Origin of the sequence: Salmonella sp. 5800, assembly GCF_046558195.1 — a bacterium.
In the GTDB taxonomy this organism is placed as follows: domain Bacteria; phylum Pseudomonadota; class Gammaproteobacteria; order Enterobacterales; family Enterobacteriaceae; genus Salmonella; species Salmonella enterica.
Window position 1 is genome coordinate 1 of sequence record NZ_JBGDOX010000016.1, and the last position, 20,652, is coordinate 20,652.

The window sequence follows — 20,652 nt, forward strand, 5'->3', positions numbered from 1 at the left end:
TTGAACGGCACCACGCTGCCTGCACCCGCCTGCGCGGTCTCTCCCTGCCGCCTGTCCAGCAGGTTCGCCGCCGCGTCGTACTGCCAGCTGTCCAGGTATGCCTCATTCCGGCACGCCGTGATGCGCCCCGTCGTGTCGTAAAAATAATCCGTCACCCCCTGCCGGCTGTGCCGCTTTTTCAGCAGCTCGTCCTGGCCGCTGTACGCATATTCCCGGTCAATAAACGTCTCCGGCACCACACCGCGCATTCCTTTACAGGTCAGTTTCCGCGTTAACCGGCCCGTCCGGTCGTACATCCGCCGCGTGTCCAGCCGCCCCTGGCTCCGCTGCACCTCACGGTGCAGGTGGTCGCGCGTGAACTCGCTGATGACATCACGCCCCAGGTTGATTTGCTGGAGATGGCCGCTCCCGTAGTACAGGTACCGCAGCGTCCGCCCGTCCGGCATCTGCGTTTCTGTGCGGTTGCCCTGAACATCGTACCGGTGCTGCAGCACGCCCTGCGCCGTCTCCTCGCTCAGCAGGTTACCCGCACTGTCGTAGCTGAACCGGATAACTTCCGGCTCTCCGCCTTCCGCCGCATCATGCTGCCTGCGGCGGATTTCCAGCAGACGGTCCGCCGCGTCGTACCGGTATTTCGTGCGCGTCTCCGGCGTGATTTTCGCCGTCAGCCTCCCCGCCGCATCACGCTCCAGACCGTGGCGGATTTCGCCCCCGCGCTCCCCGCCGTATATCACTGCCGTCACCGCATTCAGCGCGTTATACCCGTATACCCGGCGGCTGCCGCCGGGGTCCGTCTGTTCCGTCACCCGGTCCAGAACATCGTACCGGAACCGGTAGCTTTCCCCGTTCTCGTTCGTGAGCGTGGTCAGCCGCCCGTAAGCGTCGTACTCATACGCCGTTCTGCGACCCGTCGCATCCGTCTGCCTGCGCACCCGCCCCTGGCCGTCCCGCTGCCAGCGTGTTATCTGCCCTGCCGGGCTGGTGTATTTCACCAGCCGTCCCGCCGCATCCGGCTGGTAACGCTCCGTACGCCCGTCCGCGAACATGACCTCCGTCAGATGTCCGTTGCCGTCATAGCTGTAACGCGTACTGTTACTCTCCGCGTCCGTCACCCTTTCCAGCCGCGTGCGTTCATCATAAAACCATGCCGTCTGCGAGCCAGAACAGTCCGTGTGGCGCATAAGCTGCCCGTCTTCGTTCCACTGCAGGTATTTATCTCCGCCCCGCGCGTCGGTTATCCGCACCACCTGGCCGTGCCGGTCATACCCGTATACCGTTCGCTGGTGCAGCGGGTCGATGACCGCCTGCAGGTTGCCCCGCTCATCATACTCATAACGCCACGCCGCCCCCGCGGCATCCACCTCCGTTTCCGGCTGGTGCCACACCGGATGCCACTGCGTCTGCTCCACCCGGCCCAGCGGGTCATGCGTCTCCGTCAGGTGGCCGAGACGGTCATAGACATAACGCCATTTGCCGCCCTGCGCGTCCGTCATCCCCAGCAGTAACCGCTCTTCATCGCTCCAGCGGAAAGTGGTCATCTGCCCGGCCTCGTCCCGGTACGCCGTCACCTGGCCCTGCGCATCCCACCAGTGGCAGCGCATGCGCCCCAGGCTATCCGTCACACACAGCGAACGTTCTGCCAGATTCCAGTCCAGACGGTACTGCTCGCCGCTGTCCGTATGATGGCCCGTCACCCGCCACGCCGCATCGTCCGGGCCTTCAAACCACGACCAGGTGTAGTAATACCGTTCGCCGCCCGGCTCCCGGTGCATCGTCATGCAGTCGTTGTCGTCGTACGCAAACTCGCGCTGATACTGACCTGCGTTGTCCACTACCCCGTTCAGCCGCCCCGCCTCATCGTAGCGGTAACGCCGCAGCAGCTCCGGCTCCCCTTCCGGGTAATGGCGGAAGATGCGCGTCACGCGCTGCGGGTACGCTGCCAGCTCATAGTGCAGCCGGATGCAGGGGCGCTGCCGATCGCCGCTGATTTCCACCAGACGCCCGTGGTTGTCGTAGGTCAGGTGCTGGCAGTTACTGTTGCGGTCGCCCAGCATTTTCAGCCGCCGGCGCTGTGGGCTGGACGGGTCCGCTTCAAACAGCCTGTACACGCCGTCATCACTGCTGATAAGCCAGTGGCCCTGTTCGCTGCGCCGTACCGCCAGCCCCTCGCCGGGGCTGTAAAAACCGCTCCCCGGCTCCACCGCCTGCAGGTCAATTCGCCGTCCCATTGGGGATACATACGTCATGCAGTTTTCATCCGGTTTGTCCGGCGTACGCTCCAGGCACACTTCATACAGCACGCTCCAGCCCCGCCCGAACATCCCCTCCGTCCGTTCATCACGGCTGCTGTAGGTCCGCTGCCACTCCAGCGGGAAGTGGCCGGGCAGACTGAAATCAACGTCATCATCGCCTGCCAGGTACTTGGCTCCGGTGGCGGCGTTTACCGGGCGGTTCAGCGCACTCCCCGCCTTCTGAACCATCATGTTAATGCCCAATCCCATCATAAAGCAGGCACTTTTAGCTGACGCCCGTCCGGGCTGCATGAACGTCAGCGCAATGGTGGTCACCAGGGTTATTTGTGACTTACCGCTTTTGATATCCCGTACCACCAGAAGCGGCCCGCCGATACGTACATCACCGGATACATGTACGCCGTTCTCAGGCTCATCCACCACTTTTGCCTCGCAGGTACAGCGTACCCCGCTGCGCGCCGCAGGCTGGCTGTTGATACGCACATCCCGCGTCCCTTCGGCGATATATTCTGCTGCGGGCGGCTCATCGTCGCCTTTGAACAGGTTCGACACGCTGCCGATAAGCGCGCTTGCCGCCTGAAAACCGGTTTCCAGCACATCGAAAGTGTTCATCGCCCCCAGTACCGTCCCCACCGGGTCATCCGTCAGCGCCTGCAGTTTCTGCGCCATAAACTGGGTGAATGAAGAGGGATGTTTGTGGCAGTCGATTTTATCATCCTGTTTCGGGTCAGACCCCGGATATGCCGTTGCCACCGTGGGCTGCCACATCGCTGAAATAAAGTGGCCCGTGTCGGAAAGCATATCGCCCGCCTCCGTCAGAGCATCATTTCCCAGCGAGGCCCATCCTTCCGCTGATCCCATCCGGCTCACCACGGAAACGACGCCCTTAACCATATTCTCTGCCCGGCCTTTTACTGCATCCAGATATTCCCCGGCCACATCCCACATTGATTTGGCGTCCTGCCTGCGTTTTTCTTCTTCTGCCTCTGCCTGCGCCTGCGCGTCCAGGGTTTCCACATCATGGCGTGATAATGCCGTTGCCGCCGCCCGCGCCGCCCGTTTGCTGTTAATCCGGGTGTCGCCTGAGCCGGTCAGGATATATCCCTCAATTTTCGGCGGAAAAAGGCTGTTGGCTATGTCTTCACAGGCTTTACTGATTTTCTCCCCGGCGCCACTCAGCAACATCGTCGCGCCGACCACGGTCCCCACAAGTAATACGGCGCTGCATCCCAGCGTTGCCACCGTAGCCCCCGTCGCCAGCGCCACAACAGCCAGTGCCGCAAAATCAATAACCGCATTGATGGCGAATTCCAGCGCACTGCCCACCAGATCTGCCAGAAAGGACGTATGCAGCAGCGCGTCACCTTCCCTTGCCGCCCAGAATGCTTCTCCCATACCACACTCCCTGTGTTATTGTCCGGTTGCCGTGTTTTCCGGGTCCAACCTGAAACGCAGATTCTTTTTGATATCCGCCCAGCGCCCCCTATCCGCTTCGGTTAACGCTGTTGAGCGGGCATAGGTCAGGGCCATCATTACCCGGCTGCTCTGTAGCACAAATACCGCCTGGTACTGATATACATGCTCATTACCCCGGATGAACTGACTCTGTATTTCCAGCCCTTCCATTTTCCCGTCAATACCCAGCCGGACAACCTGTGCTGGCGTATAACGCAGTTCCTTAACCTGCTTTTCCAGTTTTTTCATCTGTTGTTCAACCTGGGACGCCAGTTCATCACCGTCCTGCATTTTGCCGCGGCTGATAATCAGCGCCGCATCCGGATCGCTCAGGCGGATCATATTGAGGGTGCTGTCCTGGGATATATTACCGGAGAAACTCAAGATGGCTTCGTTGATATAATAGTTCGTCATGATTATATAAAATCCTTTTTGGTCTGAAAGTGTTGATAAGTCCGGCACTAAAATAAAAACTATTCTTTGGGTGGAAAAGTTTCCTTAATTACTGCTGCCATTGCTGTTTTTTCTGACTCACCAAATGTTCCCACTTTGGGTTCTCTTTTATCCATATTTAAATCCAGCTGCCCTTTTATAGTATTAATCTGACCATCGGCATCTGTTGCAGTAATATTGAACGTTTTACAGGTTACGTAAAATTCCCCCTTACTGCTCATGTACAGAACGGTGTCACCACAACTCAGAGTAATAGAATCACCCGCTGCCAGATATAACTCTTTTACCGTCTGAATGGTTTTATTTCCTCCGGCCAGAGAGGTATCGTCATACTGAACTTTATGATCGCGGACAGCGCCAATAGTGGCTATTTCTGACTGATCAATGACCTTAACCCGATTATTCCCCACCCAGTGACTTTCATTATTATTAACTTCAATACGCTGATCTTTTTCAGCATGTAGCCAGACCTCTTCACTACCGGGTTTATCTTCAAAACGCAGGGCGTTGGCATTGGTCGGTCCGCCGCCGATAGTGTGGCTGTATATCCCGCTCTGTGTTGCCGCGCCCGGCAGTCCCCACGGCGGCATGGTGTCCTGGTTGTAGGTACGCCCCACGATGATCGGCAGATCCGGATCGCCGTTTTTGAAATCCACCAGCACTTCCTGGCCGATACGCGGGATCTGGATCATCCCGAAGCCTTTGCCCGCCCATGGGTAGCTGACGCGTATCCAGCAGGAGCTGTTTTCATCCCGTTTGCCGTAACGGTCCCAGCCAAACTGCACCTTTACCCGCCCGTATTGATCCGTCCAGATTTCCTGCCCCGCCGGGCCGGTGACAATGGCGCTCTGCGGCCCTTTGGTGTGGGGTTTGCTGATGGTTCGCTGCGGGCGGTACACCTCGCGGGTGGGGTGCAGTTCAAACGTGGTGACATAGGTAAAATGCTGGTTTTGCCCGCTGTGCTGCGCATTGTCCCGTAAAAACAGCGTGGTCTGTACCAGCAGGTACTCCTGGTTGACCTCTGCCGTCGGATGATTCATCAACGTAAAGGTGTGGCCAGTCATGAGGGTGCGGATATTCCCCACTCCGCCAGCCCGGCTGCCGGGGCTGCGCTGCGCTTCCATACGAATGCGCGTCAGCATCTCGCCTTCACTCTTGTCGAAGTAGTCTCCCGGCCACTCATAATGCTCGTAGGTGGCATGACCGGTTTCACGCGGGTTTGCCACCGTGTTTGCCAGCAATGAACGTGGCTTCGTAAAATCGAAATCATCCAGCACCCACTGGCCAGTCCGCAGACTCTCGTTTGCCGTGATAGTGTGGATAAACTCCTTATCCAGCTTCAGCCCTTCCTGGTGCCACTCGACCAGCGGCGAGTCCGGACATGCTTTGTGGGCGCTGATGGCATCCGCCAGCACCAGCGTGTGGCTGTCCTCGCTGTGCTCAAACCACCAGTAGATGCCCCACTCCTGCATCAGTCGCTGAAGAAAATCAAAATCAGTTTCACCGTACTGCACCTGCCAGGTGCGTACCGGGTAGCTTTCCACCAGCCGCTTTTCCACCGGGTAGGGGTATTCCGCCAGCACTTCATCCAGAATATCCACCACGGTTTTATTCTGGAATGCTTTGTAGTCGCTGGTATGGGTCAGCAGTTTCAGCCACGGCTCCATACGCAGCTCATAGGTAACCGAACGCCCTTCATGGCCCACCACCCGCGCCGCCGTGACCAGCCCGCTGATATGTCGTTTACCGCCACCATCCAGTTCGATGTTGACGCACAGATCTTTGCCCACCATCGGTTTGAGCGGCAGGTTGGCCGCCGGGGAGACATAGCCCAGATTCAGGGTGTCGGGCGTTTTTAGCTGTACCACATAGCTGAACAGTTCACTTAATGTTTCGCCGCCGTCCAGGCTGGCGAACAGTAATGCGCCCGGCGGTACGGCGCTGCCGCTGACCGTCACATTATGCGCCCCCGGCCCGCCTGCAACAGCAGAGACGATGGCCGATACCGCATCCTGCGCCATACCTGCGGCGGCGGCAGCCTGCGCCGCTGCTACCGCGGCTTTCACCAGTCCTGATGGCTCCGGCAATGCGCCAAACAGCGATCCCGCAGCCTGTTCCACGGCGGCTTCCGCCGCATCTGCCACGCTTCCGGCGACTGAATCTGCGGTGACACCGCCACTTTCTCCGGTTATCGGCGGCGTGGTTGTCGTCAGCCCTCCTATACCGGATTTATTATTTGTGGATACAAAACTCATGGTAGTGACTCCTTTAATACCGGATTAAAATAAATAGACTCACCGTCAGGAAACAGTGCCCCGCACTTTATAATGCAACCAGCCTGTTATATTTAAATATTTACCAGAAGAACAGGGTATATTGCTGACAAGAGCCATGAAAATAAAAACACAAAAATTAGCACATAACATAAATACTGAATTACATAAATAAGGAAATGAATATAACAATATTATGATTTTATTTTTATTACGCTTACCAGATTCGCATTGCATTTTATAAAAATTTGATTAATAACCAGCACACCGCCAGTCATATACTTTATCATTGGTGCTCGTTACTTATCTGGCCACCATTGTAATGATTGTCAACCACAGCACGTCCAGACACGATAATTTCATCCGGTTTTAACGGTATTATTGTTTTGTTCCACCATTCGTTTGCTGACCAGAAACATACTTAACATTAACCGTAAATGTCTTTTCACCATTTTCTTTTTCCGTCTCCTGTTTCAGAATACGGAAAAACACCGGTTCCACTTCAATACAACCATGACTGTAACCTTTGGTGGAATCATGGATATAAAAACCACCCCGCTTGCCCCCACAGGCTTTTCGGGTCTTCTCATCCGCTGATTCCAGCCGGATACGGTTATATCCCCAGTTCGCCCAGTATATCTCACATGTTCCGGCAGCCTGGCCTCGCGGAATGGTACTCCAGCCCCATGATGGTCCCAGATCACAATCCGCAGCATTTCTTATCGGTGCCTCCCCCTGAAACTGAATAAACAATTTATAATTCCCTTCCGGTATCGCCGCATCCGGCACACACTGTTTATCTGGCCACTGTAAATCCGGTAACCCCGTGGTCGCCTTAAATATCCCGATACCAGGCCATGTCAGCTTTTGCCCGTCAAAAGTCAGTCTTACTGCCATCATCTTCTCCCTGACTATTCTGTGTATTACAGCGGTGGTGTACAACGTATCATTAGCGCCAGCTTCTGATCCCGTACAGACTGGTTATCCACCGATAATACAAAGCTGAAAGGATAACGTCCCTGCATCTTCGCCAGTGAGATATTCCCCTCCTGAAGGGAATATGCACTTCCGCGTCCGTAACCCTCAACATCCTGCGCCAGTAAGCTGGTGTAGCTGATTAATGCTGAGAAACAGCCACATTCACCGGTGCTTTTTTTCAGTGTGACCGTTGTTTTCAGAATGGTAAGGTTATCCATTTCCTGACGATGAACGGGATGGATATCCACACACTCCGCCAGCGGGTTATCAATGTTTACATCTGTTCCGCCCCAGGCAAATACGGGCAGGAACATTCCTGCACAGGCAGACATAAACAGAACCTCTACAGCGTACTTTTTCACAGCATCTGACCTCTATTTTTTTCATCCACCAGTCGCAGCGCATCCACATACCGCCCTTCACTGTTCTGCTGCCAGAACCAGCCTTGCCCTGGCAGGTAACGTATGCCCGGTAGATCCAACTATCCCGCTATTCATCTGTACAGCCCAGCCCCCGGCGCTGTACCACTTCACTGGCAAATGTCGCGCCAGTTTTTTTCATTATTTCTTGTTGTATTTTTTGCAACTGCGGAAATATAATTCTCTCACATTTATTTATTTCCCATATATCACCAGTTTGAGAACTTACTGAAAACAGTTCCCAATAATCGATTGCTCCGGCAGTCGGTGTATCATAACCAAGGCTAAAATCATAATATCCCGGATGGGGAGGGTTTCCGTGTTTATCCTGCAAATCACCGTCAACAAAAACGCCATCCAGCGATAAATCATATTTTTGATATTTAAGTGCAATAATGAGTAGTTTTTCTGCCTGTGCTTTCGTCATTCCACCGCGATTTATATCTGACAAATTAAATTCAGATACAACCACTTGGGCATAACAGAACTCAGATATAAAGAGAAAAAAAACAAGCATTATTTTACGGGGCATGCTATTCTCCGACCGACCATAATAATTATTCCAGCAGTTATCCTGGCGTAATTATCCGTACCACCAGTAATATGAGATCCTGAATTAAACCCAGCAGCTACCAGAGCTTCAGAGAAGGCCAGAGCATCTTTTTCCCCCCGAGCAGCGTCACCATACTTGACAGCAAAAGATCGCGCACAAACTGAAAACGAAGAAAAATAGCCACCCAAGTTTTGTTACTATCCTTTGGATGAACCCGACCTGACTGAAATGATGCAGGAGCCTGGAGAGAAAAGTAATTATTATATTCCCTGGCAATACGACCTGTACCATATTGACTTTCGGCAGCAGCAAGACCCAGTATATTCTCTACCGGTACGTCAAGCTCTTTTGCAATTATCTCACAAACCTTCATGTGCTCCTGGACAAATCTTACCGCACCCACGTTATTACACGCTTTATCATAATTACCCATTTCTTCATTCCTTAGCAGGTGTTTTTAAAACCCCCATGTTCATTATTTATCCGCCAGTCGCAGCGCATCCACATACCGCCCTTCACTGTTCTGCTGCCAGAACCAGCCTTGCCCCGGTGTTGCCTGCCCCAGCGTCTTACCCGGCCAGCCCGGCCACGGCAGATAACGCACGCCCGGCAGTTCTACTACCGGTGCTTCATCCGGCAGCCCGGTCAATTCCCGGCTGCGCTGCGATGTACGTCGTAACCCGCGCAGCCACTGCGCCCACCACGGCCCCGGCTGCCACATCGCCCATAGCTGGTCCACCTGCTCCGTCAGCCGCCCGCGCCGCATCGTGTCCAGCGTGATATGCTGCGCCGCCAGCCTCGCCAGCCAGTACAGCCAGCCCTGCGTCTCCTGCAAACTCTCGTCCAGCCACTCCCGACCGCAGCGCTGGTAAATCACCAGCGGCCACGGGCGTCCCACGCTATCCCGTGACGCCATCAGCACTCCGGTCAGCCAGTCAGTCGTCCCACCCATCGGCAAAAATCCCGGCGACATCACAAAGCTCCACGGCAGCGGATGGTGTTCCGGCGCGGGCATATCATGTTCGCCACGCGGCGACAGGTGCATCCAGCCGTCACGCTCTTCATCGGTCGTCTGGCCTTCCGGCAACACGATATGCCGCCCGCTGCCCACCCACGTCTGGCGGTTCAGCCAGTCCTGCCATATTCGTCCCTCTTCAGCGCCCACCCGCCAGCGCACATAGTCGCGCTGGTCCGGCAGCCTGCCGAACATCGCCGGGGCTGATACCACCGCTGGCCGGCGCATTACAGCGCCCTCGCCGGGCAACTGAAGTTCTGCAACAGCTCCCGGCTGACCGGGTTAAAATCCCGCCCGGCGGTGATTTCCAGCACCACCCGGCGACCGTCAAAATCATATTCCACCAGTTGACGCCCCCGCACCGCCGTTTCCTGTACCATTCCGGCGTCCAGCAGATGAAACAGCGCCCACGGCCCGCCGGTCAGTAGCGTTGAGGTGTCCTGGCGGATACGCGGGCTGGCGGTGATTTCCGACATCGAGCCGTTGCGCGGTCCCGGCCACGTCACTTTCAGGGGCCGGTCCGGACCATGGGCGTAGCGCAGCACCTGACCGTCGATATCAATCACCAGTTCCGTGATGGCCGGGTCCATATCCACCACGCTAATCTGCATCGACCAGGAAAATTTTTTCCCGCCCTCGCTGTTAAAAAACACGCTGCGAATCTGCTTCGCCTGCTGAAACGGCGTTAAATCCGGCCCCTGCAACGTCATGTTGCCTTCGGTCGGTTTGTAGCGCCACGGGTCGCTGGCGGTGTCCGCCAGCGGAGCCAGTTGTTTGCTCCAGAAAGCATCCAGTACGCCGCCGCTGGCGAAGATGCGGTTAAAGTCCTCGGCGCTGACCTCCTGCGGGCTGTCGGCGAACGGATAGCGCCCGTCGATGGCGTCACGGCAGTCGTCGCCCATCATCGCCTCCATCTGGGTGTTCAGCACGTCGCCGGTCCCGGCGTTGATTTTGCGCGTTCCCTGCTTCGTCAGATCCAGCAGGATGTTTTTCAGCGGCGCAGGCAGTTTCGCCGCCTCCAGTTGCAACTTGTCTGCGGCAGTAATGCGCGCTGGCAACGTCCCCGCCGCCAGCGCGCTATCAGCAATGGTCAGTTGGGTGTAATACTCGTTGAGCATGGTCAGCAGCGAAGCGATCTGCATCGTCCCACCACCGCTCTGTCCGCCGTCCGCCCGCCCGGCAATGACCTCGCGCAGCGCGGCGAAACGATCATCCACCAGCGTTTTTTCCAGCCGCTCTTCCGGGTGAATATCCTGGAACAGTTTTGCCGTCTGTACCACTTTCCCCGCGTTACCGGATGCGCGCTGCGCCAGTTGTTTCTGTCTGGCCTGCGGGTCCGGCGGCGGCACCAGCGTGGTCTGCTCCACCACCGCTTTTCCCAGCCGCATCAGCGGTGAGTCCGGCGATGCCAGGGTGCGCAGCACCTGTAAATCATAGGCCAGGCCGGAACTGCCCTCTTCCCCGGCACTGTTGATACTATGGATACTGTCCAGAAAATCCTGCCAGCGGCGGGCATATTCCGTCAGGTACAAACGGCGGACTTCGCGGGCGACAGACTGCTCCTGCCCCGGTATCTGGCTGCGCAGGCTGTCAGTCAGCTTTTTTGGCGTACTCTCCCGGCCCATCACCCAGCCATCGTTCGCCGTCGCCGCCGCCACAAATTCCGGTAATCGTTTGTCGAACAGCTCCCGGTAACCTTCACGGGTAAAAATACCCGGCACGCCCCGATCCAGCGGCGCGCCGTTGCTACGCACAAACACCGTTCCCGCATCCGCGCCCACAGCGCGTACCAGCGTGAACTCCTGCGGCGCTTCGCTCTCCATCGCCGCCAGCGCCCGCGCATAGATACGCTCGGTACTGGTGTGACCGTCGAGGAATGCCCGCGCCTGGCGGATCAGCGCCTCATCTTTCTCATACGGTGAATGCACCACCCGGCTGCCGTCAAACAGCGCTTCGATATGCGTCAGCACGGCGGCGCGCCCGCCGAACCCGGCCACGCTGTCGCTGTTTCCCAGATCGTTAATCACCCACGACTGGATCTCCGCCGCGTTGTATTTATCTTCGTGATCTTTATCCAGATTCAGTAGCAGATAGATGCGCAGGGCATCATACGCAGCTTTACTGTCCTGACGGGCAATGGCGTCCGCCAGCACATACTCCATCCGTTTCACCAGCGGCGGCAGCAGCAGTTGATCCAGCAGGCGGTTGTACAGCGACGCCACGCTGTCGGTTACCGGCGGTACGCTGTACAGGCCGTAGCGCCAGGTCAGCGGCGGCGCGTCCGGGTCCAGTTCCGGCCAGGCGGACAGTTCCCTTGCGCTGTCCAGCAGTGCCGGGACGGGAGCCATCGCCGGTTTACCGGTGTAGGCTTTCACTTCACCATCCAGCCGGGTCGCGCGGGCGCTGATTTCATTCAGATAGTCGCCGTTGGTCTGCTGGCTGGTCTGCATCCCCTGCCACAACAGGAATGCCAGCACCAGTACCAGCAGGTGCCCGCCGAGGCGCAGCAGGCGGTAACGCCAGGCCCACTGGAGGTTTGGCTCCACCAGGTGCGCTTCACGGAAAATAAACTGTGTCAGCAGGTCATGCAGAAAGTAGCTGCGGTTGCCGTCCGGCAGAGCGTGTGGGAGAGAGGCGGAGGATTCGCCACGGGCGGTTTTTATCGCCCGGACAAAGCGCTGCCAGATACTCAACTGGTCGGCCACGGCGTCGGCCTGCGCCTGCGCGGCACTGGTGAAAAACACCCCGCGCAGCGTGTTATTCAGTTGCGTGGCATCGAATTTTGAATCGAGGAAGATCTGTTCAATAGCCTCCAGCAACGGCTCGCCGAGGGCGGCGAACTCACGCGGGAAGGTATACAGCCGCTGGCGGCTTTTAAGGTCGTACTCTTCCTGTAACCGGGTATCCAGTCCCTGATCCAGCCGCAGCGTCAGGCGCGCCAGCTCCTGCGCGCAGGCGGCATGCAGCGCCTGCGGGTCGCCCGTTTTTCGCCTGCGGCTGTACGGCAACGTGAAGCCCCAGATTTGTGCGCGAAGATGGCTGGTCAGCGTGCGAAAATACTCGCTGAACCCCGGCAACAAATCCATTTTGGTGACCACCAGATAAACCGGAAAGCGAATCCCCAGGGTCTCGCGCAGTTCTGCCAGTCGCGCCCGCAGAGCGGCGCAGGCCGCCAGGCGTTCCGCCGGTGACTGTGCGGTTAAATCCGCCACGTTTAGCGTCAGGATCACGCCGTTAAGCGGCGCGCCGGGGCGATGTTTACGCAGCAGACCGAGAAAGCCCTGCCACTCTCCGGCGTTACGCTGCGCGGCGCTCGCTTCGCCGCCGTCATCGTGGCGGGCGTAGCGTCCGGCGGTATCAATCAACACCGCTTCGTTGGTAAACCACCAGTCGCAGTGTAGCGTGCCGCCACCCGGTACTGTCAGGATACGCGAGGTCTGCTCCATTTGCTCCGCCAGCGGGAACTGCAATCCGGTGTTCAGCAGGGCCGTGGTTTTGCCGTCGCCGGGACTGCCGACCACCATGAACCACGGCAGCTCATACAGAAAGCGTTTTCCCTCGAAGATTTTACGCCAGCCAGGCATATCCACCCGCAACTGCCGCAGCTGCCGGATGGCCTGCGTAACAATATGGTTGACGGTGCGCAGGTCGGCTTTGATCTCGCCTGCCACCGGTACCTCTTCCCCGCGCGGATGCAGGAAGCGACGCAGCAGTTGTTCATCCATACGCAGCGCACGCCACAGCCGGTACAGGCCGTACAGCGCGTACATCAGCAGGATGAAACCAATTAATGTCAGGCGGACCCACAGCGGTGCAAACGGATGGACATCGCCCAGGGCCAGCAGCGGTGTGACGAAGCCAATCGCCAGGCACAGGACACTGATGCCGATGATACTCATCGACCAGTTGACCAGCCACAGTACCAGCAGCATCAGCAACAGGGCAATGGTTACTACCCGGCTACCCACGGAGGCCAGCGGGCGCAGGGTATCAAATGACACCAGCGGCCCGACAAACCAGACCAGCAGCGCCAGAACCAGAACGCCCACAATCGCCAGCGCGCGCCGGGAAAAAAGCAGACTAAGAAATTTTTGCATTATATTTCGACTCGCCACCCAATAATCAATATTTTAAAATTCCCTGGATAAAGTAATATAACCATTAAATCTTACAGAACACTCATCAGCATTCATGAAGCTGGATGCAATGAAAATATCTTTTTCTTTATCTTTGTTAATATAGGTATATTTTGCCACGATAGATTTAACCTGATTTTCATAATAACTATCGAAATAGGATTTTTTATCTAATATTGCCACTTTATTTTTGGCCTTATCTTTTTCATAATCCATCCTGGCCAGAGATTCTGCATAGACCTTAGATACAGGTGAGATATCAAGAATCTCTACCTTTGTTTTATCCTTTATAATAGTAGCGACATCTATATTCAGGTCATTTTTTATGGCATCAAATAATGATGACTCCATTGATGCTCCAACCGTAGCACACCCATAATCGTGCGCATAAGAAATGGCAGGAATACCCACCAACAGACAGACCATTATCTTAAACATATCAATCCCTTACCACCAAGACTTTACCACCAATACTTATCTGAACTGGCAGCGATAACATTATCACAGGGTATACCTGTCATACTTCAGGCTGCATGTGCGTTGGCTTTCCTCGCTCACCCCAGTCACGAACTAATGTACGTTCCTGGGGATTCACTCCCTTGCCGCCTTGATGCAACTTGAATGATTTTATATATTACAGGGATACTCTATTAATTTATTTATGATAAGCTCAGCCGCGCGAGAATTAAGTTCTTTATGTGTTTTATTTTTAAGAAAAACATAGACAATTTCATTTAATGTTAGCGTCTTAAATAAATCGTATCCACACCATAGTTTTTTCTCCGTTGCATCCTCCACGCCAAGCAGATAGATACCCGCCCTGAGTTTATCCAGTTGATTACCAGATACCCAAAATTTAAAAAAGTCATTACCTGAAAGATTAAGCGCATCCGGCGTCAGGGATAACACAGGAGATGACCGGGAAGCAATTTTTACGGAGGGTTCAGTCCCCTGACAGGGGAAATTTTTAACTAATGCTTCCTCTATCAGCACCGAAGCTCTTGCATCAGGCTTTTTCACAGAGTACCGATCAAGCCAGGCCAGCACAGTATGGTTTATTGTTATACTGTCAACCTGACCATATCCACACCACGTCTTACCTTCTGTGGCATCCGCTACCCCCAACACATACATCAGTGTATTATCTTTTTCCTGTAAGTTATCACTGGCATAAAATCCCAGAAAATCCCGTATACTGAGGTTGACATTATCGGGGGAAATGAATCCTGCGTTAATCAGGGACCCGGCAAAAACGCCACCGGGTAATAAACAACATAAAATGATCAAAAAAACACGGATAGATCGTTTTATGTGATATGTCGCTGAGATCCGATAATAATCCCCCGTCACGCCACATACTGCCGAATGATGAGACACATCATAGGTTGATTTTTTCATCATTCATTCACTCCACTACCAGAATTTCCACCCGACGGTTTTTCGCCCGCCCGGCTTTACTGCCGTTATCCGCCACCGGCACCGTATCGCCCTTGCCGACGATATGTACCCGTCCGGCAGGTACGCCGCCGGAGGTCAGCAACGCCGCAACTTCCGCCGCCCGTTTTTCCGACAGCACCAGGTTGGATGGGAATTCAGCCGAATGAATGGGCTGGCTGTCAGTGTGACCCGTTACAGTGACTGCGCCGCCCACGCGGGCGATTTCCCGCGCCGCTTTGTTAATCACTGGCCGGATTGCGTCACTCACCGTTTTCTGTCCCGGCACAAACATGGCGTCGCCACGGAAGACCACCCTACTGTGCTGGTCATCTTCGTCCACGGTCAGCAGGCCACGGGCGATTTCGTTTGCCAGCAGGATTTTCAGCCGCAGCTTATGAACCGGCACGGGCGGCGGCGGCAGTTTTATACCAATCGCATCAATATGCTGTTGTACGGTGACGGTCTGCACATCCATCCGGTGGCTGTAAAGGCCAAACAGCGTCAGCATCGCCAACAGGGCTATCCCGGCGCTCAGCCAGACCGGCACCCGGCGCATCCGCCGCAGTCGTCCGCTTATCGCCCCCTGAAAGTCAGGCGAGAGCGCGGGCATAACCGGATCGCGACGCTGTGAAAGCTGTGTCAGCAGTTGCTGGCGAATATTGTCCAGTTGCTTACGCCCGTCTGGCTGCACGCTGTAGCGGCCTTCAAATCCCAACCCCAGCAGGTGGTAGATAACCTCCAGTACGTTGCCATGCTCCTGGAAGCTGGCCGCCAGACGCCCGATGATCTGGAAAAGTTTTATCCCGCCTTCGCTTTCACCATGAAATGTTACCAGCAGGCTTTTTCCGGCCCAGATGCCGCGCCGTCCCCAGGTTGTGTTATTGGCGGCTTCATCAAGCGCCGTACACAGGCAGTAACGTACCGCCAGTACGTGCTCGCGCCGCAGGTTCGCCTGATCGCATAATGTCTGGTACAGATGCATCTCGCGTACCAACAGATTACGATAAGGCTCTACCAGGGCCGCATCCAGTTTAGCGGGCATGGCTGCGAGAGCGCACAATAAAGGCCGGGCAGCGGCGAGCAACGGGTTAGCCGCCGCGCTGATTTCAGCCAGCCGGAGTTTGCTGTCCGGACCGTCTTCAACGATGACATTGAGTTCCGTGCGCTGGCTGGTGTGTACCGGCGTTTCATATTCACTGTCCTTATGCTCCGGTGTGGTGGACAAAAAGGACATCATGTCCGCCGCTGGCGGCGTCAGGGTACTGTCTGTCATTTATCGCGCACTCCCCACAGTTCTGTCTCCAGCCCCGGAAATTCCCCGGCGGTATGCATGGCCATCCCGCCGTAACGGGCAATGTGTTCCCACAATGCTCCCTCGCGGCGGATGTCGTAATAGATGTATCCGGCCTGAAACGGGATTTGGCGCGGTGGTACAGGCAGAACCTGCAAAGCCAGCCCCGGCAGATGCGAGCGGATCAGTTCCGGCAGGCGATCGGATGGCCCGATTTTGGTCTGGGCGGCAAAATGTTGCAGTAGCACATCGGTCGGCATTGAAGCCTTTATCGCCAGTACCAGCGTGCTGAAATCGGCAAGATCGGAAGGAGCCACCACCGCATTCAGGATGCCGTAAGTCCCCTCTTTCAGTTCGATGCGCTGCGCGCCCCGGATCAGTACCGCATTCAGCAGGAACTGCACCTCATCAACCAGCGATTTCAACCCGGCATAGGGCGTCAGGTGTTTGTACTCTTTGTATTCAGCGGGCCGTCGCGTTTGTGGACGCACATAGGTGGAGAGTTCCCCGGCCAGTTCGGACAGGTAGCGATACAACACTTCCGGGGCCAGCGGCGTTTTCGCCAGGTGGGTCAACAGCGGCTCAAAGCGATTGAGAATTTGCAGCAGCAGGTAATCGGAGACCTCCGCTGCTTCATGGCCGTGGTTGTCGCTGCCTGTCAGCCGTTCCGCCAGCGAATCGGCCCGCATCCGGATGAGATCGTTGATCCACGACAGCCAGGTACACATCAGTGAACTGGCCTGATAATTAATGATGGGCGGGATCAGGTCGTGGTCGATATCTATCCGCCCGTCAGGGTTCAGCCCGGTGATGCGGGTCAGCGGCAGGCCAATCCAGGCGCCCGTCACCGCTTTTTCCGGCAGCACCCGCAGGCGCAGGTGACTGAGCTGTAATAACTGCGCGCCACGTCCCAGCGAGTTGGCGTCGCGGATGTCGTGTTCATGTACCGAGAAACGCGCCAGTGATTCCGGGTTATTGTCAAACGTAGTTTCTTCGCTGTTCGGCGCGCGAACCGGTACCGCCAGACAAATCTGCTGGTTCAGGTGCTCCGGCAGGATGGTCAGCGGCGGCGGCAGCGGGGTATGGTCCGGTGCGTTAAACGGCGTGCCGTCAGGAAAAATCCCTGATGCCTCTTTCAGTATCAGTTTACCGATGTTCAGCGCTTCGCCATCAATATTGTAGTGGCTGAATCCCCAGAAAAAGGGGGTCAGCGGCAGGCTGCGGTAATGCATGACGTGTTCCAGATAACGCTCTTGCTGCTGAAACATCTGCGGCAGTAAAAACTGTCCTTCACTCCAGACTACGCGGTCATTCCAGCTCATAATTCATTTATCCCGTTCCGTAATTACAATGGCGCTTTGTTCCAGTTCCGCCTCCAACTGCACTTTTCCTTTCCCCGGTACGAAGCTGCTGTACCAGGCTTTTTCCGGGGCTTCCGGGATTTTGTAGGTTACCCGCCAGACCGATTTGGCCAGGTTACGGTATCCGGCCAGTACGCCGATTGCCGTGGTCTGCGCATTCAGCGGGCGACGCAGTTTTTTCTCTTCGCCGGGACGCAAAATAAAGCTGTCGCGACGCACTAAATCGTCGGTAAGGACGGATTTGTCGTTGTCATGGAGCGACCAGTAATCGGCTGTCGTGAAAGCGGCGTCATTTTTTAGTTCATAAACACGAATCTCAATGGGCGCGGCCTTCTTCTGATTGTCAGGATTCACCTTATCGGAGGCTTTCACGCTCAGGTCGAGTCGCTGTGATTCGAGGTCAGGTAACGCATCGCTACTGCCGCATCCGGAAAGCAGGAGCAGTACAAAAGGCATAGCTACCGCACATAACCACCCAGTGGGGTTACGCCATTTATTCACTGTAAATTCCTTTAAAATCAAAATAATAAATCCGACCAGACATAAATCTGCCCGGAAAACAACCGTTAAATTTCTTTGTTGGCCTTGAAGTCGTAGCCTGCGGTAATGGTGCCGCCGCTGCCACCCTGCTGGTTCTGCACCACGTATTCCTGCTTCACGGTGCTGAAAGAGAGTTCAATTGATTCGCGAGACGCAATTTCCCCTCCCTGGCTTCCGCTGGGCGATACCATTGCAATAATCAGATCTGTGAAGGTGTACTTGAGGTACTCCAGCGGATTGCCGCCAGCCTTACGCATAGCCAGAATGGCCTGCGGAATGTGCTTGCCGGAAGAGCAGTATTTGAACAGGTTCGGGCTGGCGCGATCGATGTAATGTTCAAATGAAAGATGAGTAACAGATACTTTACCGGAACCGAGGCCGCTACCGGCGTGCATGGTGGATTCCTGATGGATATTCCAGCGCCAGCTCAGTACTTCAATTTCATTTTTGTGTTTGTCATCCATCGACTCACCGTCGATGCCGTCAATTTTCAGAAAAATATCATAAGACATATCTACTATCCTTTTAACTACCTAAATAACGTCCTGATTTGTCTGCTTTATTAGGTGAACAGATTAACTATTCCTGTACAGCTCTTTCTTACCCATAAATTCATCAGAGCAAGAGAATGTATGCTTTTAATATCTTTGAATTTTACTTCTCGACACGCCTTTTAATTAATTCATTTAATTCCCTGTCGTGGATAAAATCTATGCACTTCATGGTATTAAAATCTGATGATATCGAGCCGTTATATTTCAACCCTGAATATTTTTTCGCAATCTCATCAATTTCATGGTAAATCTCCACAGATTGTTTACCATATTCAAGGTAAGCACTGGCCGTAGCTCTGGCATCGTTTTTAACGACATCATCTTTGTATACTAATGCCAGACAATGACTCAGCGCCCAATTTTTTAAGAGTTCCGACTGTGAATATCGTGTGGTCAATGCTTCTTGTGCAAAGGATGGCTGCCATACCAGCATTCCACTTATGCTGAAAGTAACTAATATTAACCATTTCACGGCAGTATCCACAGAGTCCCAACTTCAGGAACAAATGGTCCATTATCTGGGTCATTTAATAAGTGGCACTGATCTGAACAGATACTGCCATTCCATAATGTAACGTGTCCTCTGGCATTGCTCCAGCCATGCCCTTTTACTACGATAATTCCTTTCTTCCCTATAAAGTCACTCTGTTTCGGATTATTAACAATAAGATCAGGCTTGCCCATGTTATGAGTAAGATGATCAATCATATCATTCACGCGATAAATATAGAATTTATTATCGGCACCACTAACCTTTGCATACGGGGAGTTACGGGCTATTGGGAATCCTGTCGCATTCAAAACATAGCTCATTCGAATAGGACAGGCATTTTGAAAATAACCACCAGTTATATTTTTCCCAACGTTTCCACCAATAATGCTACCCACATCAGCGACGGAATGATTCACCTTCCTAAAAGCTAGCCACGCTTCATTGAATGAAGGTCTGTTCATTTTGCTTACCCTCTAAAAATTCTGTGTAGCTCATTAATTCTCAACACGTATCTTCATGGACGCCGCTTTCTTCTGATTGTCAGAATTCACCTTGTAAAACGCTTTCACGCTCAGGCCAGGCCGCTGCGATTAGGGGTCAGGTAACGCATCGCTACTGCCGCATCCGGAAAGCAGGAGCAGTACAAAAGGCATAGCTACCGCACATAACCGCCGAGTGGGGTTACGCCATTTATTCACTGTAAATTCCTTTAAAATCAAAACAATAAATCCGGCCAGATATAAATCTGGCCGGAAAAACAACCGTTAAATTTCTTTGTTGGCCTTGAAGTCGTAGCCTGCGGTGATGGTGCCGCCGCTGCCGCCCTGCTGGTTCTGCACCACGTACTCCTGTTTCACGGTGCTGAAAGAAAGCTCCACCGTTTCACGGGAGGCGATTTCACCATCGTGGCTGCCGCTCGGGGAAACCACGGCGACAATCAGGTCGGTGAAGGTATACTTGAGGTACTCCAGCGGATTGCCGCCAGCCTTACGCATAACCAGAATGGCCTGCGGAATGTGCTTGCCGGAGGCGCAGTATTTGAACAGGTTCGGGCTGGCGCGGTCGATATAGTGATCAAAATCCAGGTTGGTGACGGAGACCTTACCGGAGCCGAGGCCGCTACCGGCGTGCATGGTGGATTCCTGATGAATATTCCAGCGCCAGCTCAGTACTTCAATTTCATTTTTGTGTTTGTCATCCATTGACTCGCCGTCAATGCCGTCAATTTTCAAAAAAATGTCATAAGCCATTTTTATATCCTTATTAAGTTTTACTTAAAATTAATCTGATTTTATCTATATCTTTTTGTTTATAGATAAATCATTGCCGTACAGAATCCTTCTCCAATAACTTCAGGAGAACAGAGGACTGTATATTTTTCCGGTACCGATAATGTATTTGGTTATTTTATGAATTTGCATTATTTAATGCATATAAATAAT

At 54.4% G+C, this 20,652-nt stretch carries 17 protein-coding genes and 3 pseudogenes; all 20 read right to left on the reverse strand.

Features of this window, described 5'->3' with window-relative positions:
- Positions 1-3,647 (reverse strand): DUF6531 domain-containing protein (locus ACLJZ5_RS21105; RefSeq protein WP_410959018.1); only part of this gene is annotated, 3,647 nt, incomplete at its 3' end.
- A gap of 15 nt (positions 3,648-3,662) precedes the next feature.
- The gene (locus ACLJZ5_RS21110; RefSeq protein WP_000186513.1) at positions 3,663-4,121 is read right to left on the reverse strand and encodes a DcrB-related protein; all 459 of its coding nucleotides are present in this window, start codon (positions 4,119-4,121) and stop codon (positions 3,663-3,665) included.
- Positions 4,122-4,180: 59 nt separating this feature from the next.
- A complete protein-coding gene (locus tag ACLJZ5_RS21115) occupies positions 4,181-6,415 on the reverse strand; it encodes a type VI secretion system Vgr family protein (protein WP_024797319.1) in 2,235 nt (744 codons plus the stop codon).
- A gap of 396 nt (positions 6,416-6,811) precedes the next feature.
- Positions 6,812-7,333, reverse strand: coding sequence for a DUF2778 domain-containing protein (locus ACLJZ5_RS21120; protein ID WP_000968384.1), 522 nt, complete (start codon positions 7,331-7,333; stop codon positions 6,812-6,814).
- A gap of 23 nt (positions 7,334-7,356) precedes the next feature.
- Entirely contained in the window at positions 7,357-7,773 is a 417-nt protein-coding gene (locus ACLJZ5_RS21125; RefSeq protein WP_000759645.1) for a DUF2195 family protein, read from the reverse strand.
- Positions 7,770-7,892 (reverse strand): annotated as a pseudogene (locus ACLJZ5_RS21130) (cytoplasmic protein); the annotation flags it as partial. The pseudogene ACLJZ5_RS21130 and the gene ACLJZ5_RS21125, both read right to left, overlap by 4 nt.
- Positions 7,893-7,900: 8 nt before the next feature.
- Complete coding sequence (locus ACLJZ5_RS21135; RefSeq protein ID WP_024797318.1) at positions 7,901-8,362, reverse strand: hypothetical protein; 462 nt, start codon at positions 8,360-8,362, stop codon at positions 7,901-7,903.
- A pseudogene (locus tag ACLJZ5_RS21140) lies at positions 8,347-8,816 on the reverse strand (glucosaminidase domain-containing protein). The gene ACLJZ5_RS21135 and the pseudogene ACLJZ5_RS21140 overlap by 16 nt, the downstream one beginning before the upstream one ends.
- A 42-nt stretch (positions 8,817-8,858) precedes the next feature.
- Entirely contained in the window at positions 8,859-9,626 is a 768-nt protein-coding gene (locus ACLJZ5_RS21145; RefSeq protein ID WP_024797317.1) for a TagF domain-containing protein, read from the reverse strand.
- Complete coding sequence (gene icmF, locus ACLJZ5_RS21150) at positions 9,626-13,495, reverse strand: Type VI secretion protein IcmF (protein ID WP_024797316.1); 3,870 nt, start codon at positions 13,493-13,495, stop codon at positions 9,626-9,628. Before icmF ends, ACLJZ5_RS21145 begins: the two co-directional genes overlap by 1 nt.
- 33 nt (positions 13,496-13,528) lie before the next feature.
- On the reverse strand, positions 13,529-13,960 hold the full coding sequence (sciR, locus tag ACLJZ5_RS21155) for a Shiga-like toxin A subunit SciR (RefSeq protein ID WP_023166851.1): 432 nt from the start codon (positions 13,958-13,960) through the stop codon (positions 13,529-13,531).
- Between the two features lie 201 nt (positions 13,961-14,161).
- A complete protein-coding gene (locus tag ACLJZ5_RS21160) occupies positions 14,162-14,935 on the reverse strand; it encodes a Rap1a/Tai family immunity protein (RefSeq protein ID WP_023138338.1) in 774 nt (257 codons plus the stop codon).
- Positions 14,936-14,939: 4 nt separating this feature from the next.
- Complete coding sequence (tssL, locus tag ACLJZ5_RS21165; RefSeq protein WP_000132479.1) at positions 14,940-16,244, reverse strand: type VI secretion system protein TssL, long form; 1,305 nt, start codon at positions 16,242-16,244, stop codon at positions 14,940-14,942.
- Entirely contained in the window at positions 16,241-17,584 is a 1,344-nt protein-coding gene (gene tssK, locus ACLJZ5_RS21170) for a type VI secretion system baseplate subunit TssK (RefSeq protein ID WP_024797315.1), read from the reverse strand. Before tssK ends, tssL begins: the two co-directional genes overlap by 4 nt.
- Positions 17,585-17,587: 3 nt before the next feature.
- On the reverse strand, positions 17,588-18,124 hold the full coding sequence (gene tssJ, locus ACLJZ5_RS21175) for a type VI secretion system lipoprotein TssJ (RefSeq protein ID WP_024797314.1): 537 nt from the start codon (positions 18,122-18,124) through the stop codon (positions 17,588-17,590).
- Positions 18,125-18,189: 65 nt separating this feature from the next.
- Positions 18,190-18,675, reverse strand: a complete 486-nt coding sequence (locus tag ACLJZ5_RS21180) for an Hcp family type VI secretion system effector (RefSeq protein WP_024797313.1) — start codon at positions 18,673-18,675, stop codon at positions 18,190-18,192.
- A 142-nt stretch (positions 18,676-18,817) separates the two neighbouring features.
- Positions 18,818-19,201 carry a type VI secretion system amidase immunity protein Tai4 gene (locus tag ACLJZ5_RS21185; protein WP_077911860.1) on the reverse strand — a complete coding sequence of 128 codons (384 nt, stop codon included), beginning with the start codon at positions 19,199-19,201 and terminating at the stop codon, positions 18,818-18,820.
- Positions 19,186-19,671 (reverse strand): type VI secretion system amidase effector protein Tae4, encoded by a 486-nt coding sequence (locus tag ACLJZ5_RS21190; RefSeq protein ID WP_001081548.1) that lies wholly within the window; start codon positions 19,669-19,671, stop codon positions 19,186-19,188. Before ACLJZ5_RS21190 ends, ACLJZ5_RS21185 begins: the two co-directional genes overlap by 16 nt.
- 42 nt (positions 19,672-19,713) lie before the next feature.
- Positions 19,714-19,908: pseudogene (locus ACLJZ5_RS21195) on the reverse strand (type VI secretion system lipoprotein TssJ); the annotation flags it as partial.
- A gap of 66 nt (positions 19,909-19,974) precedes the next feature.
- Positions 19,975-20,460 carry an Hcp family type VI secretion system effector gene (locus ACLJZ5_RS21200; RefSeq protein WP_000312802.1) on the reverse strand — a complete coding sequence of 162 codons (486 nt, stop codon included), beginning with the start codon at positions 20,458-20,460 and terminating at the stop codon, positions 19,975-19,977.
- Between the last annotated feature and the right edge of the window lie 192 nt (positions 20,461-20,652).

Excerpts from the sequence above, each read along its gene's own strand:
- ACLJZ5_RS21110 (WP_000186513.1), bottom strand. The coding sequence starts at position 4,121 with ATGACGAACTATTATATCAACGAAGCCATCTTGAGTTTCTCCGGTAAT.
- ACLJZ5_RS21115 (WP_024797319.1), bottom strand. The coding sequence starts at position 6,415 with ATGAGTTTTGTATCCACAAATAATAAATCCGGTATAGGAGGGCTGACG.
- ACLJZ5_RS21120 (WP_000968384.1), bottom strand. The coding sequence starts at position 7,333 with ATGATGGCAGTAAGACTGACTTTTGACGGGCAAAAGCTGACATGGCCT.
- ACLJZ5_RS21135 (WP_024797318.1), bottom strand. The coding sequence starts at position 8,362 with ATGCCCCGTAAAATAATGCTTGTTTTTTTTCTCTTTATATCTGAGTTC.
- ACLJZ5_RS21145 (WP_024797317.1), bottom strand. The coding sequence starts at position 9,626 with ATGCGCCGGCCAGCGGTGGTATCAGCCCCGGCGATGTTCGGCAGGCTG.
- icmF (WP_024797316.1), bottom strand. The coding sequence starts at position 13,495 with ATGCAAAAATTTCTTAGTCTGCTTTTTTCCCGGCGCGCGCTGGCGATT.
- sciR (WP_023166851.1), bottom strand. The coding sequence starts at position 13,960 with ATGGTCTGTCTGTTGGTGGGTATTCCTGCCATTTCTTATGCGCACGAT.
- ACLJZ5_RS21160 (WP_023138338.1), bottom strand. The coding sequence starts at position 14,935 with ATGATGAAAAAATCAACCTATGATGTGTCTCATCATTCGGCAGTATGT.
- tssL (WP_000132479.1), bottom strand. The coding sequence starts at position 16,244 with ATGACAGACAGTACCCTGACGCCGCCAGCGGCGGACATGATGTCCTTT.
- tssK (WP_024797315.1), bottom strand. The coding sequence starts at position 17,584 with ATGAGCTGGAATGACCGCGTAGTCTGGAGTGAAGGACAGTTTTTACTG.
- ACLJZ5_RS21180 (WP_024797313.1), bottom strand. The coding sequence starts at position 18,675 with ATGTCTTATGATATTTTTCTGAAAATTGACGGCATCGACGGTGAGTCG.
- ACLJZ5_RS21190 (WP_001081548.1), bottom strand. The coding sequence starts at position 19,671 with ATGAACAGACCTTCATTCAATGAAGCGTGGCTAGCTTTTAGGAAGGTG.
- ACLJZ5_RS21200 (WP_000312802.1), bottom strand. The coding sequence starts at position 20,460 with ATGGCTTATGACATTTTTTTGAAAATTGACGGCATTGACGGCGAGTCA.